This is a genomic window from Dysgonomonas sp. GY75, assembly GCF_015234155.1.
Taxonomy (GTDB): Bacteria; Bacteroidota; Bacteroidia; order Bacteroidales; family Dysgonomonadaceae; genus Dysgonomonas; species Dysgonomonas gadei.
On record NZ_JADCLQ010000002.1, the window covers coordinates 63,784 to 77,123 of the forward strand.

General features: G+C 45.3%; 16 protein-coding genes. 12 read left to right on the forward strand and 4 right to left on the reverse strand.

Annotated elements, in window-relative coordinates:
- Positions 1-127 precede the first annotated feature (127 nt).
- The 3 genes from IR083_RS01070 to IR083_RS01080 all read right to left on the reverse strand — a co-directional run bounded on the left by IR083_RS01070 (position 128) and on the right by IR083_RS01080 (position 1,272).
- Positions 128-520 (reverse strand): MobA protein, encoded by a 393-nt coding sequence (locus tag IR083_RS01070; RefSeq protein WP_194222904.1) that lies wholly within the window; start codon positions 518-520, stop codon positions 128-130.
- A complete protein-coding gene (locus IR083_RS01075) occupies positions 502-786 on the reverse strand; it encodes a hypothetical protein (protein WP_194222905.1) in 285 nt (94 codons plus the stop codon). The genes IR083_RS01070 and IR083_RS01075 overlap by 19 nt, the downstream gene beginning before the upstream one ends.
- Positions 787-972: 186 nt before the next feature.
- Positions 973-1,272 (reverse strand): hypothetical protein, encoded by a 300-nt coding sequence (locus tag IR083_RS01080; protein ID WP_194222906.1) that lies wholly within the window; start codon positions 1,270-1,272, stop codon positions 973-975.
- Between the two features lie 198 nt (positions 1,273-1,470).
- Here IR083_RS01080 and IR083_RS01085 point away from each other — a divergent pair, with 198 nt between their 5' ends.
- The 8 genes from IR083_RS01085 to IR083_RS01120 all read left to right on the forward strand — a co-directional run bounded on the left by IR083_RS01085 (position 1,471) and on the right by IR083_RS01120 (position 8,306).
- Entirely contained in the window at positions 1,471-2,235 is a 765-nt protein-coding gene (locus IR083_RS01085) for a ParA family protein (RefSeq protein WP_194222907.1), read from the forward strand.
- Positions 2,236-2,238: 3 nt separating this feature from the next.
- A complete protein-coding gene (locus IR083_RS01090) occupies positions 2,239-2,712 on the forward strand; it encodes a DUF3408 domain-containing protein (protein ID WP_194222908.1) in 474 nt (157 codons plus the stop codon).
- A complete protein-coding gene (locus IR083_RS01095) occupies positions 2,709-3,137 on the forward strand; it encodes a DUF3408 domain-containing protein (protein ID WP_194222909.1) in 429 nt (142 codons plus the stop codon). Before IR083_RS01090 ends, IR083_RS01095 begins: the two co-directional genes overlap by 4 nt.
- Before the next feature lie 116 nt (positions 3,138-3,253).
- Complete coding sequence (locus tag IR083_RS01100) at positions 3,254-3,847, forward strand: hypothetical protein (protein ID WP_194222910.1); 594 nt, start codon at positions 3,254-3,256, stop codon at positions 3,845-3,847.
- Between the two features lie 241 nt (positions 3,848-4,088).
- Positions 4,089-5,435 carry a hypothetical protein gene (locus IR083_RS01105; RefSeq protein WP_194222911.1) on the forward strand — a complete coding sequence of 449 codons (1,347 nt, stop codon included), beginning with the start codon at positions 4,089-4,091 and terminating at the stop codon, positions 5,433-5,435.
- A 10-nt stretch (positions 5,436-5,445) separates the two neighbouring features.
- A complete protein-coding gene (locus IR083_RS01110) occupies positions 5,446-6,393 on the forward strand; it encodes a hypothetical protein (RefSeq protein ID WP_194222912.1) in 948 nt (315 codons plus the stop codon).
- Positions 6,394-6,396: 3 nt separating this feature from the next.
- On the forward strand, positions 6,397-7,176 hold the full coding sequence (locus IR083_RS01115; protein ID WP_194222913.1) for a hypothetical protein: 780 nt from the start codon (positions 6,397-6,399) through the stop codon (positions 7,174-7,176).
- 38 nt (positions 7,177-7,214) lie between these two features.
- Positions 7,215-8,306, forward strand: coding sequence for a hypothetical protein (locus tag IR083_RS01120; RefSeq protein WP_194222914.1), 1,092 nt, complete (start codon positions 7,215-7,217; stop codon positions 8,304-8,306).
- A gap of 405 nt (positions 8,307-8,711) precedes the next feature.
- Here IR083_RS01120 and IR083_RS01125 read toward each other — a convergent pair whose 3' ends face one another.
- Complete coding sequence (locus IR083_RS01125) at positions 8,712-9,575, reverse strand: hypothetical protein (protein WP_194222915.1); 864 nt, start codon at positions 9,573-9,575, stop codon at positions 8,712-8,714.
- A 180-nt stretch (positions 9,576-9,755) separates the two neighbouring features.
- On the opposite strand from IR083_RS01125, the gene IR083_RS01130 reads away from it, so the two are divergent.
- The 4 genes from IR083_RS01130 (at position 9,756) to IR083_RS01145 (ending at position 13,314) form a co-directional block, all read left to right on the forward strand.
- Entirely contained in the window at positions 9,756-10,070 is a 315-nt protein-coding gene (locus tag IR083_RS01130) for a hypothetical protein (RefSeq protein ID WP_194222916.1), read from the forward strand.
- 71 nt (positions 10,071-10,141) lie between these two features.
- The gene (locus tag IR083_RS01135; RefSeq protein ID WP_194222917.1) at positions 10,142-10,435 is read left to right on the forward strand and encodes a DUF4134 domain-containing protein; all 294 of its coding nucleotides are present in this window, start codon (positions 10,142-10,144) and stop codon (positions 10,433-10,435) included.
- A gap of 51 nt (positions 10,436-10,486) precedes the next feature.
- Positions 10,487-10,810, forward strand: a complete 324-nt coding sequence (locus IR083_RS01140; RefSeq protein WP_194222918.1) for a DUF4133 domain-containing protein — start codon at positions 10,487-10,489, stop codon at positions 10,808-10,810.
- Positions 10,807-13,314: a TraG family conjugative transposon ATPase gene (locus IR083_RS01145; RefSeq protein ID WP_194222919.1), complete on the forward strand. Its 2,508-nt coding sequence runs from the start codon at positions 10,807-10,809 to the stop codon at positions 13,312-13,314. Before IR083_RS01140 ends, IR083_RS01145 begins: the two co-directional genes overlap by 4 nt.
- The last annotated feature ends 26 nt before the right edge of the window (positions 13,315-13,340 follow it).

The window sequence follows — 13,340 nt, forward strand, 5'->3', positions numbered from 1 at the left end:
CTTACAGGTATATGATTCCCAACTATAATAAGCGGCAGGAATAATATAAACTACTTTCGGCCCGGCACTTATTTATAGTGTATATGCAGCTAAATATTTTATAATATTATACTGTGGGAGGTATATATTACTTCTCCGGCTCGTGTTTATCCAGGTGCCTGCGTTCAAATTCATCGGTCAGGGCGATCAGTTCAAGGGTGGTTTTCTCCACCCGGTAGAGCATGGCCAGGCCCCTTTTGTGTCCGAAGTTCGTCTTGACGGCCTTTACCAGCTGGTTGTAATTGTTGCCGACAGCCTGGTACTGGTGGTAGAATGTGGTCAGGCGCATATAATAATCTGCAGCAGCCTTATCTATTTTAACTACCTTCATCTCACGGCCAAGGAGCATCGAGACGATAAAAAGGCTCAGGTTCTTCTGCCCGGAGCGGCGGAAAAGCTCCATCACTTTTGCATGGTCGGAGGCATTCAGCCTGAAGTTCAGCCTGTAAACGGCCGGGTCTTTTAGTGTTTTCCTTCCCATAATACTTCATTTATTATGTGATGCGACCCTTCACGGACCTTCTTCTGATTTCCGACTTTGGAGGAAATCAGCCCCGGACAGCAGGCTGGGGCAAGGCGCGTTTTTGTATGACAAACGGTAGTTGTCATACAAAAACACACCTTGCTAATAACAGGGGTTATTATGAATACCCCTATCGGTGTATTGCGGGGGTATGTGAAACGCCGGATGGCCACCGCTTTGATTGGCGGAAGTAAGAGACCATGCATCTTATTTGTTTTTTCCATGATTATACCTGTTTTTAAGGGTAAAAAATACCCTCCTGTTAGTAATTGCAACATATATATCGCTGCTGTTTTTTTATGGGTTTTTCCTGACACTGCAAAGTTACAGGCTTAACTGTTTGTCTCAAAGGCCGGTAGGTACGACAAATGACGACAGGAGGCGACAAATAACGACAGGGGTGTACAACCTTAAAAGAAATCATTCATTTTTGCAAACGGTTGGACAAAACGGCGACGGGCCGGCGGGATAATAAAGCGGCCCGGCAACCGGAAGGATTGACAGGGGCATTGTAAAGCGATAGGACTATTGCCCGGTGTAACAGTCTGGGGGTTACCCGGCAGGATTGTGCATCTGTGAAAGAACCGGAGGATTGTATGGTAGAGCCGCGAAGTCACCGGATTGCATGGCCGTCCGGCAATAGGATAACAGGGCAATTCCTTCGGGGGACAGCCTCCCTGTCCTACGGCAGGATTATGGGATAAGGCCACTGTAGTATAGCCTGATGGTTTGACCGGCCGGTAACTTCACCGTATAACGGCCGGAGTATCCGGCAATAGCACAGTCTAACAGCCTGACTACCGGGACACGCGGACAGTTCCCTTATACAACAGGCCGGAAAAGCCGGATACGGTTCAATATATAATTGCATGATACATAAAATGAGTATTCACTTAAAAAACAGACGTATGGAAAAAGAAACAATCTTTATTGCGGTCGGCAACCAGAAGGGGGGAGTCGGCAAATCGACCCTGACAACCCTCATCGCCAGCTACCTGCACTACAACACACAAAAGAAGGTCGCCGTTATCGACTGCGACTTTCCACAGCATTCGGTATTTCGTATGCGCAACAGCGATATCGAAACCATAGGACAAAACCCACAGTTGCAGGCCGCCCTGCAGAAGCAGTTCGCAGCTACAGGCAAAAAAGCCTACCGCATCATCGAAAGCACACCCGCCAGGGCTCTTGGATATGCACGGGAATTAGCCGCCGAAGGGGACACTAGGCCCGACCTGGTACTTTTCGACCTGCCCGGCAGCGTGGACAACGCCGGCATACTGAACGTAATATTCAACCTGGACTATATTTTCGTGCCCATCATCGCTGATAAGCGTGTCTTGCAGAGCAGCCTGGCCTTTATCATGTCGGTAGAACGGTATAGGCAGGTTTCCCCGGAAGCGCTCAGGCTAAGGAGTATATTTTTGTTCTGGAACAAAGTGGACAAAAGGGAGAGTACGGAACTCTACGCCTTCTTCGACCGCATTGTACGGGCCGAGAACTATAAGATCCTGGAAACGCAGTTGCCGGATACCAAGAAGTACAACAAGGAGATTTCCCCCGGCAGGAGCCCGGTATTCCGCTCCACCCTGTTCCCGCCGGACAGGAAGCTGTTGAAAAACAGCAACATCGAAGCATTGGTTCATGAAATGTCTAACATTATAAATTTATAAATTATGAAAAAAAAAGAAAGGGAATTCGTCGAAGTGGACGAGGTAGCCATAAAACGGATGATCGCAGGGGATATGCCCCCGTATCTGGAGAAAGAAGAAAAGCAGCGCCGGACGGTGGAAAATGGCAATGAACCCGGAGTGCATAGCGGGGAAGGGATAAAAGAAGAGAAGGATGGGAAGGATGAAAACGCCGATAATTCCAAATCGTCCCGGAAAAGAAAAACAGTTAAGGACAAGGACAGCTACAGGGAAACTTTCCTGCAACAACCCAAGACAGCGGGCTGCAGGCAGAGTACCCTGAACCTGGATGAAAGGAACCACTCCGCCATAAAGAAAATGTTAAAAACAACGGAAGGCCTGTCCATGGCCGGTTTTGTCAATAATGTGCTCCGTCACCATTTCAGGGAGTATAGTGAGGAAACAGCAGAAATCAGGCGAAGCTATATGTCGGACTTATACAAGGAGGAGGAATTATGAAAACAATCGCATCGTACTTATTATTGCTTTTGCGTATACCTAAGGGCACGCACAGGGCAGCAACACTAAAGCACAACGATACCGGCAGGGACAAGTCCCGCAAGGCTTTACGGGTGAAGGAAAAAGTTTCCCGCAGCCCGGAACCGGAAGATATGGACCGCAAGGGGAAAAAGGCAAAGGGGGATTACTATGATACATTCCTGGTACAACGCAGGAACATAAGGCATAAACAGACCTCAGTGCTGCTGGGGGAAGAGATTTATGATTCCCTCAAAAAGACACTAAGGATAGCCGGGGATTTGACCATTACCGGATTTGTCAATAATGTCCTCAGGCATCATTTCAGGGAATACAAAGAAGATATCAACCAACTCAGGAGGAACTTTATAACGGACCTTTCCAAAGAAGAGGAGGAGGAATTATGAAAACGGCAGGATTGTTTTTGCTGTTCCTGTTGTGCACGCTGGCGGAACTGGTGTGTCAGGGGGTACTATTTGTGTGCAGGCATTTGGGGTATGCCGCCTTCGAGGCCTCCGGCAGGATGCGAAAGGCAAAGCGCAGGCTATGCCTGGGCTATATCCTGACCAGGAGGAAACTGGCGGCCGCAGGCGTTGCAAAACAAGCCATGCAGGCGAAAGCGGCGCCTGAAAGGCAGGAAAGCGTGGTCGGCAAATCAAGGACGGAATTCCTGACCGGATTGCCTGTATTGAAAGCCCCCCGGGAGGCTAAACCGTTCAAAAGCGAGCCGCTGAAGATGGTTCCCCAAACAGGCGACGAATTCGCCGATGCGGATGCTCCCGGGCAGTACAGCCTCGGCACATCACCTGTAGGAGAAGAGGAACTGGAGGATTTTGAGCCCGGCGATAACGGGGAAGAGCCGGCCGGCAACTCTTCGGGAGTCAGCTTCGAGGAGCTTTCCAAAACGGTACGCATACTGGATAAAGAGCAGCCTTCCGATACTGAAAAACAGGAAGCGGCCTTGGTATTATACAATATCGACGGAACCGGATTGTTCAACTTTATCGCCATAAACGATGCCTACACCGAAAAAGCCAGGGCGATGATGGCCGCTTTCAGGGAGCAGGCCGGGGATGGAGAGCGGAAAGCATTCGAGATGAGTGAATATATGGAGTAAGACTTTTTTCATTTTCCTTCATCTGCTGAAAAGAAAAGCAAAGCCCGGGACCGTTCCTGCGGATCCGGTATTGTCCTGATAAGCTATATCGTTTAAGTTAAACTTTTTTGATTTATAAAGTTAACTGAAATGGTATAGCTTATTTTCATGAACCACTTATCTGAATATATCTATTCTGTTTACGGATATATGGGAAATTATAATTAATTTCGTAAAGATATAATACCTTAAACGTGGAAACATGAGGACGTGTAAATATTTATCCACAATATATTTACTGTTATTTGCCGGAGTAATCGCCGTTTCCGGTCAAATACTGCCGGTAATAAAGACTCCGCGGCCGGCCACTCTGTCGACAGGTGCTATCGCCGGACAACCTGACAGCAGGACTAACACCGCATCGAATACACCTTTTCTCCCGGGTTTCAACAACCGTAATCAGCAACAGATGGAGATGTACGGGCGCGACAGAATAGAAGTTGAACGCCGTATGGAAATGCAGCGGATGACAAATGAGCGGCCGGAAGGCTTTCCTTCCATACAGTATGAGTTACCTTCGTGCGCAGGCTTGCAGGGTACGGAACAATTTTACCAGGCAGCAGAAAAACTCATGGATATGCTGAATGGGAAAAAACCCATGAACCTGAAAGAAGCTGTCTTTATGGTTGAAAATGCCTACTTCGAAGGGCAGCTTGACAAGAGAATGTACGAAAACAGGATTCTGGAGATGGCTATAATAGCCAGATCGAAAGCAATACAAGACGGCTATAACTGGAATGACCCGATGGTAAAAAACATCATGCTGTACCGTGTGATGGCAGATACCCTGAGTGTCAAGCTGCCGGGACAGGAAAAACCTTCCACGTCCTTTCCCATGCAATACGATTTTAAGGATTATTGGGGAAGGGAAGACCGATCAAAGCTGTTTGTTACCAAGCTGCTGACAGCACATACCGGGCAATGCCATTCCATGCCGCTGCTATACCTTATACTTTGTGAGGCTACCGGAGCGGATGCCAATTTAGCATTCTCGCCCCACCATTCGTATATCAAATTCAAAGACAAACGCAATGACTGGCATAACCTTGAACTGACAAACGGGAGAATAACTTCTGACGCTTTTGTCACCGGATCGGGTTTTATCAATTCGGCAGCCCTAAAGCACCATATATACATGGAACCGCAAACCCGAAAGCAGGTGATAGCCCTTTGCCTGGCTGACCTCGCAGGGGGGTATACACATAAGTACGACTATGACGGCTTTGTTATCCAATGTGCGGATTCCGTCCTGGCATATGCACCCGGAAATATCTCAGCCCTTGCGTTAAAATCCAATTACCATTCCGCCCGATTTGAATATACGGCCGAGCAGGCAGGCTGGCCTCCGGTGGATATATTGAAAACGTATTACCCGCGCATCTATGAATTGCTGGTAGAACGCAACAGCTATTATAGGAAAATAGATGAAATGGGCTTTGCTGAAATGCCGCCCGAAATATATGAAAAATGGCTTAACTCTGTAAATGAGGAGAAAGAAAGAAGGGAACACGATATAAGATACAGGAATATAATCCGGTTAATCAAATAATCTAATGAATATGAAACGGACAATATTGTTTTTAATTATTCTGTTTACTGTTGGCTTTGTCTCACAGGCACAGGAGAACCCATTCAAAAAATACGGGGTTAAAGGAGAAGTGCTTACCTTGAGTAAGGGCAAGTACAAGGAAACGTTTTACAACGAAGATATAACACAGGTAGGTACGGTACGGATCAATATCTGGACTAAAAAAGTTGTCGAGTTCCTGGAGCCGGATACAACAGGATTTGCTTACCAGGCTGAAATAACAAGCCGCTTTATTTCGGTCGATCCACTCTGTGAAGAGAACTATAGTTGGTCGCCGTATGTATATGCAATGAATAACCCCCTGCGGTTTGTTGACCCCGACGGACGGCTGGCTAGGGATTCTGTGGGTAATATCATATATAATCCAATAGATAAAATTGATGAAAACCAAAATAAGCGGTTTATTGATTTTCAGGACGGTACAGGAAGAAATATCACAATGAATTATCAATATGTAACAATTTATGCTGATGATGGAACACCAATAGAAGTACAACAAGTTACGGGTGCAAGTTTTGTTAATTCTAAGGGAGAAACTGTGGAACTAATGGGAAACACAGCTTTACAAGGTCAATTAGGAATTGACATAATGTCTAATTGTCATGGCCTTGCATTTGCTGACGGTCAATTTATAATGAGTCCGACAGCTGTTAATGCAGTACTCAAAGGAGATGGATATACACAGGTCAGTGACCCCCTTAATGCACAGGTCGGATTAGTCCAGGATGGGAGGAATGTCGCTCATGGGACCTATGGAGAATGGTATCACTCTGCAAGGGTAGACGGAATCGGATTAGGAACATTTCGCGATAAAGATGATATTGGTAAAATTCGCACAGGGGTACCTTATCATCAATTGAAAAACTTTAACGGACATGGCAATACACAAACAACAGCATACTTCCGAAAAAGGAGATAAAATATGAAACAAAGAAAGATAATATTGATTCCTATATTTTTATTATTATTCTATTCAATAACTTTTTATGGTCAGAATATTAGGAATAGCGGGAATTTTTATCGGGACAAGATTGCAGAAATAGCCAATCAAGGACAGTTTACAGCAAAAGTAATAGAAAGTTGTGATAGGCCTATAAATTATGGCAGTGACACAACGAGTTATTTCATTGGATTGAAAACACCTGAATCACCTGTTGATACATCTGCGATTTTCAATCTAAAATCAATAATCTATATAGGTTGCTCCTATTATTGGAATGGAATTTTTGATAAATATACCAATGATGAAAAAATAAAAATATTAGAAGAATTATTGGGATACGAAAATGATACGGATTTAAGCGGTACAAAAGTTATGCGATATGGCTTTATTAAGCCTGATACTTCTCGCCCGAAGACTATTTCATATTCAATGCAAACAGAGGCTCTTTTTATAATTACTTTGCTGACAATGAGTGAGACTTCGCTTGCTTATTGCCCTTATCCTGTATTGGTCAATATTAAAACAAATAAAGAAATTAACAACAACCAAAAAGAGATTAAGAAAGTTTTCAAAATATATAAGAAATGGATAAACGAAAATAAAAAAAATGGTTTTGTAAATTTTACGCCTCCATTAAAAGGAACAAATTATAAGTGGTATGGAGGGATAGATTATGGAGCCGATTTTAGAATGGATAATCTTCACTTTCCGGGCATGATTGTCGGAGAAGGTAAACATACTAATTACAAAGATGAATAGCGAGATTAAGTTTCGTATAAAAAATATAGAACGACTAAATGAAAATTAAAATACTTCTTATAGCAACGGGGTTATTGTTGAATAGCATTACAATAGAAAGTCAGGAAAATAATTTATCCGGTCATGATATTTTCCGGCAATCATATGATTATATAAACGGTATGCTGACAGATAGTATTCCCCTAAGTTTCAAAGATGCTGTTTTCATCACGGAAGATGCCTATTATGGCGGGTCATTGGAAACTGATACGTTAAACCAAAAATACGGGATATTATTAAGCCTGATAGAAAATATCTCCCATTCCGAGTTAATTACCTATACCCAAAAAGACAGGGATGTAATCGTAAAGCATGCCGCCATATTTAAAGTCCTGACAGATACTGTCCTTATTCCCCTCGATTCTATGCACTATTTCATACATAAACCTCATACATATGATTTTGACGACCCGTTGGGAAAAAAGGACTGGTCGAAAATGTTTATGTCCAAATTATTGAAAACAGGAAAAGGCAACTGTCATTCATTACCCTACCTATACAAGATTCTTGCAGACGAATTAAATATACCCTGTAACTTGGCTTTTGCACCCAATCATATTTATATCAAACTCTTTTCCGAAAAAACAGGCTGGTACAATACGGAACTGACAAACGGGACATTCCCTATCGACGCATGGATTATGGCTTCGGGCTATGTAACGATTGATGCTATACGCAACGGCCTATACATGGATGCTCTTAGCGACAGACAGGCTGTAGCTAATTGCTTGCTGGACCTGGCTTTGGGATACCAGCATAAATACGGGAAGGACAATCCCCATTTCGTTGTGAAATGCTGCAATACGGTCTTACAGTATCACCCATCCAATGCAAACGCCATGCTGACCAAAGCCGAAGCGCAAAAGCATTACATCCATTCGCTGATGAAAGCCAGAAAGCTGAAAAAGCCGGAGGCGCTCTTTACAGATCCCAGGATAAAAGAAATGTATGCACAAATGGAATCGGCATATATACAACTCTATGAATGGGGATATCGACAAATGCCGGAAGAAATGTATATGCAATGGCTGAATTTGCTTGACAGTGAAGCTGGGAAATATGTTAATCCAAGACTGAATGTCATTAAATAATAAATAACTGAAAAAGCGAAGTATAAACCCAGCTTCTTTGTGTTACGCCCATCTTTGGACATTGGCTATTTCAAATATTCTGCCTGAATAATCCATAAACATATAAAAACTGACGTGAGAAATTATATTTTTGATTTTTGATAGACGAACAAATGGATATGAATATCGGGGAGAGGACGAGCTTCCTGAAATGATAGATTTTTGTAATCAAAACCAATTACATTTAGAGAAGAAAATATTAATGCAGTTATTAAGGCTCAATATGCAAACAGACAGCAACAGGGTAGCAGGCAGAAAAAACACCCGGATCCAAATGAATAAATCAGACGAACTCTTCGGTGTGCATAAGATACCCGACAATATACTTGTCAGGCAACTCCTGGAGGAAAGGGGCAAGAACCTCTCCTACATCCAAGAGTTGGAGGAAGAACTGGGGCGGAGTAATATCATATCGGGAATAGTTCCAAACTTTTCAATAGGATTTAATACAATAAATGAGCGTGAATGCTCATAATCATTGATTTTTTTTCTTAGGTGTATGGTTATACTTTGTGCATACTCATAAATCTTCTGTAAAATGAAAGTATGGGTGAAGTAAACTCTGTCCAGAACGGAAATGCTTTGTTCTTCTTCCTCCTTTGACCATATTACGTTTGGCCATACAATGGCACGTCCCAGAATGTTATTGGCTGAGTCTTTTGCTACAATGATCTTTGCACCGGCAAAGTTGTAATAGAAATCGGCAGCATTCCGTGCTACTTCTTCACTGCGCATACAGGAGTTGTGGAGTGTGGTTTCACCATGTTGTACAATAGGGGAATAATTCTCTCCCTTATAAGCATCTATGAAATCGTTCATTTTATCATAGATTTTAATATTTACCTTACTGTCCAGACAAATAGCACTGGAAAAAAAGTCGAAGTCTTTGGATGTATATTCCGGAAGATTTTTGAAATATCCGATAAATGTGGACGGATCGATATCGGTACGGTTCTCAGGAAACCAGGGAGCTTGTGGATTCAGCCTGTCCGGGAAATTTTTATTAGTGATATCTTTCGTACAAGCAGTGAATACAATTTTAATCGAATTATAATTATCATAAGTAGTTTTCTTTCTCTTGGTTGAGAAATAGTTTGCTGAACCCCGGATAACTTCCGATACATCTTTGCCGGATTTTAATTCTGCAAGTAAAGCAGATGCTATTACACTACCATTTTCGGCTGCATGGCTTAATCGTGATTTTAACTCATCACTGACGATTGTTTTCATATCATTATTTTTTTATTTAACATGGTCCTTACATCAGGTGATACCGGACTTTCTTTTCTTTCAGGCTGCAAGAGGTCCATGTTTAGCCACGGCAAGGTTTTGACGGAAAAATACCGGAGCAAAGCGAGGATGATTTTTTCGCAAACCCAAAGGGCATAACCTTTCTGGGGTGTTTAGAACATGGAAATACCTTTGCCTGAAGGGAAAGAAAGCTTCCGGCATTATTTATTTTCTTTTTATTCATTGTCTTGTTCTGATATATTCTTTGCGGGTTATTTCCCTGATTGTTGGAATACCTGTAAGGTTAAGTGTTTCGTAAAGAGTGTTCAAGCCGCCAGAGAAGGTGGAATTATCGCCTTTATTACCAGTCAGGGCGTACTTAATTCGGAACAGAATAAACCGATACGGGAATACCTGATGAATGCCTGCGATAGCTCTGTTTTAAAAAAAATACGACAAATGATGCCTGGACGCGACAAATGCCGACAGGTTTGAATACCAATATATTATTCGCATATTTTTGATATCGCAATTCATTTTTTTGTCTAACTAAAACATTATTTGCGATGAAAAAAATCATTCTTCTTTCTCTTATGCTGCTTGCCGCCTTAGGCGCTTTTGCCCAGGGGAACGGCTCGCAGGGCATCACCGACGCCACACAGATGGTCACCTCGTATTTCGAGCCGGCAACAAAACTGATATACGCTATTGGCGCGGTTGTGGGGCTGATCGGAGGGGTAAAAGTGTACTCAAAGTTCAGCTCGGGAGATCCGGATACTTCCAAGACAGCCGCCTCCTGGTTCGGAGCCTGCATCTTCCTGATCGTAGCGGCCACCATCCTGCGCTCCTTCTTCCTCTGATCCGTTTTTTAAGTTCAGTATTGTTTAGGTTATCAACTAAAAACGACTATTATGGCAGAATATTCAATCAATAAAGGGATCGGAAAGCCCGCCGAGTTCAAAGGGCTTAAAGCCCAGTACCTGTTCATCTTCGCGGGAGGGTTGCTGGGGGTATTTATCCTGTTTGTGATCCTGTACATGGCGGGGGTAGGCCAGTGGATATGTATCGGATTGGGGGTGACGCTGGCACTGATGCTGGTATGGCTCACCTTCAGGCTTAACGATAAATACGGGCAGCACGGGCTGATGAAGCTGCTGGCCGGTAAAAGCCATCCGCGCTATATCATCAGCCGGCTGCGGACCGGACGCTTGTTCAGGAAAGGAGGCCGCCGATGAGGAATACCTTAAAAGCCGCCACCCTGGAAAGCAAGTTCCCCCTGCTGGCCGTCGAGGACGGATGTATCATATCCAAGGACGCCGACCTGACGGTCGCTTACCGCGTGGAACTGCCGGAACTGTTTTCGGTCACCGCCTCCGAATACGAAGCCATCCACGGGGCATGGCTCAAAGCCATCAAGGTGCTGCCCGACTACACTGTAGTACTGAAACAGGACTGGTTTACAGAGGAGAGATACCGCCCGGATATGGATAACCAGGATAGCGCCTTCCTGTCACGCTCCTTCGAACGCCATTTCAACGAACGCCCCTTCCTGGAACATACCTGTTACCTGTTGCTGACAAAAACAACGAAGGAAAGGATGCGCCGCCAGAGCAATTTCAATACCCTCTGCCGGGGATTCCTTGTGCCCAAAGAAATACAGGATACGGAGACCGCGCGCCGCTTTATGGAAGCTGCCGCACAGTTCGAGCGCATCTTGGGCGATTCGGGATTTATACGCCTGGAAAGGTTGGGCGCGGACGATATTGTGGGAACGGATAAAACCCCAGGCATCGTCGAGAAATACCTTTGCCTCTCCCAGACGGATACCACCTGCCTGCAGGACATGGACCTCCAGGCCGGGGAAATGAAGATAGGCGACAAGCTCTTATGCCTGCATACCCTTTCCGATGTAGATGACCTGCCCGCAGCCGTGGAAACGGATATCCGCTATGAGCGGCTGTCCACCGACCGCAGCGACTGCCGCCTGTCCTTTGCCGCGCCCATAGGCGTGTTGCTCTCCTGCAACCATATCGTCAACCAATACATCTTTATAGACGACCACGAGGAGAACCTGCGCCGCTTTGAAAAATCGGCACGCAACATGCTTTCACTATCACGTTACAGCCGCGCCAACCAGATCAACCGCGAGTGGACGGAGGATTACCTCAATGAGGCCCACTCCTACGGGCTGACCTCCGTGCGCTGCCATGTCAATGTAATCGCCTGGAGTGATGACAGGCAGGAGCTATCGCGCATCAAAAACGATGTGGGCTCCCAACTGGCGCTCATGGAATGCAAGCCCCGCCATAACACCGTGGATACACCCGCCCTCTTCTGGGCGGGCATCCCGGGAAACCAGGCGGACTTCCCTGCCGAAGAGTCCTTCTATACCTTCCTGGAACAGGCCCTGTGCTTCTTTATCGGGGAGACCAATTACCGCTCATCCCCTTCTCCATTCGGTATTAAGATGGTGGACCGCGTCTCGGGAAAGCCACTGCACCTGGATATTTCGGACCTGCCGATGAGAAAGGGGATCATCACCAACCGCAACAAATTCATCCTGGGGCCATCGGGCAGCGGAAAATCCTTCTTTACCAACCACCTGGTACGCCAGTATTACGAACAGGGGGCGCACGTCCTGCTGGTGGACACGGGAAACTCCTACCAGGGCCTGTGCAACCTGATCAACCAGAAAGCAAAGGGACAGGACGGAATCTATTTCACCTACACCGAAAAGGAACCGATCGCGTTCAATCCCTTCTATACCGAAGACGGGGTCTTCGACATCGAAAAGAAGGAAAGCATCAAGACCCTGCTGCTGACACTCTGGAAACGTGAGGATGAAGCTCCCACAAGGGCTGAGGAAGTAGCCCTGTCCAACGCGGTGAACCTGTATATAGACAAAATCAGGCAGGACACCTCGGTAGCGCCTTCGTTCAACACGTTCTACGAATTCATCTTCGGGGAGTATATGGAAATACTGGAGCGTAAACGGAACAGGGAAAAGGATTTTGATATCTATAATTTCCTGAACGTGCTGGAACCCTATTATAAAGGAGGGGAATACGACTTCCTGCTCAACTCCGACAAGCAGCTGGACCTGCTCTCCAAGCGCTTTATCGTCTTCGAACTCGACAATATCGCAGAACATAAGATACTGCTGCCGGTGGTCACCATCATCATCATGGAAGCCTTCCTGGGCAAGATGCGCCGGCTAAAAGGCATCCGCAAGCTCATATTGATCGAAGAATGCTGGAAAGCCTTGTCCAGAGAGGGAATGGCATCCTATTTAAAGTACCTGTTCAAAACCGTCCGAAAATACTTCGGTGAGGCAATCGTAGTAACACAAGAAGTGGATGATATTATCTCTTCCCCGGTTGTAAAGGAGTCCATTATCAACAACTCGGACTGTAAGATACTGCTCGACCAGCGCAAGTATATGAACAAGTTCGACGCCATACAGGCCATGCTGGGCCTGACAGACAAGGAAAGGGCGCAGATCCTGTCCATCAACATGGACAACGACCCCTCGCGCCTGTATAAGGAGGTATGGATCGGCTTGGGCGGGGTACAATCGGCTGTATACGCCACAGAGGTCAGCGCTGAAGAGTACCTGTGCTACACCACCGAGGAGACCGAGAAAATAGAAGTGCTGCGCCTGGCGGAAAAACTCGGAGGGGATACCCGGATGGCCATCAAACGGCTGGCGGAAAGCAAACGCAGCACTAAAAAACAATAAGAGTATTCACGCTAAAAAAGAAACAA

Bases quoted from the DNA above. Each gene is read 5' to 3' on its own strand.
- IR083_RS01090 (WP_194222908.1), top strand. From the start codon at position 2,239: ATGAAAAAAAAAGAAAGGGAATTCGTCGAAGTGGACGAGGTAGCCATA.
- IR083_RS01105 (WP_194222911.1), top strand. From the start codon at position 4,089: ATGAGGACGTGTAAATATTTATCCACAATATATTTACTGTTATTTGCC.
- IR083_RS01140 (WP_194222918.1), top strand. From the start codon at position 10,487: ATGGCAGAATATTCAATCAATAAAGGGATCGGAAAGCCCGCCGAGTTC.
- IR083_RS01135 (WP_194222917.1), top strand. From the start codon at position 10,142: ATGAAAAAAATCATTCTTCTTTCTCTTATGCTGCTTGCCGCCTTAGGC.
- IR083_RS01125 (WP_194222915.1), bottom strand. From the start codon at position 9,575: ATGAAAACAATCGTCAGTGATGAGTTAAAATCACGATTAAGCCATGCA.
- IR083_RS01120 (WP_194222914.1), top strand. From the start codon at position 7,215: ATGAAAATTAAAATACTTCTTATAGCAACGGGGTTATTGTTGAATAGC.
- IR083_RS01115 (WP_194222913.1), top strand. From the start codon at position 6,397: ATGAAACAAAGAAAGATAATATTGATTCCTATATTTTTATTATTATTC.
- IR083_RS01075 (WP_194222905.1), bottom strand. From the start codon at position 786: ATGGAAAAAACAAATAAGATGCATGGTCTCTTACTTCCGCCAATCAAA.
- IR083_RS01130 (WP_194222916.1), top strand. From the start codon at position 9,756: ATGGAAATACCTTTGCCTGAAGGGAAAGAAAGCTTCCGGCATTATTTA.
- IR083_RS01100 (WP_194222910.1), top strand. From the start codon at position 3,254: ATGCGAAAGGCAAAGCGCAGGCTATGCCTGGGCTATATCCTGACCAGG.
- IR083_RS01070 (WP_194222904.1), bottom strand. From the start codon at position 520: ATGGGAAGGAAAACACTAAAAGACCCGGCCGTTTACAGGCTGAACTTC.
- IR083_RS01145 (WP_194222919.1), top strand. From the start codon at position 10,807: ATGAGGAATACCTTAAAAGCCGCCACCCTGGAAAGCAAGTTCCCCCTG.
- IR083_RS01110 (WP_194222912.1), top strand. From the start codon at position 5,446: ATGAAACGGACAATATTGTTTTTAATTATTCTGTTTACTGTTGGCTTT.
- IR083_RS01085 (WP_194222907.1), top strand. From the start codon at position 1,471: ATGGAAAAAGAAACAATCTTTATTGCGGTCGGCAACCAGAAGGGGGGA.
- IR083_RS01095 (WP_194222909.1), top strand. From the start codon at position 2,709: ATGAAAACAATCGCATCGTACTTATTATTGCTTTTGCGTATACCTAAG.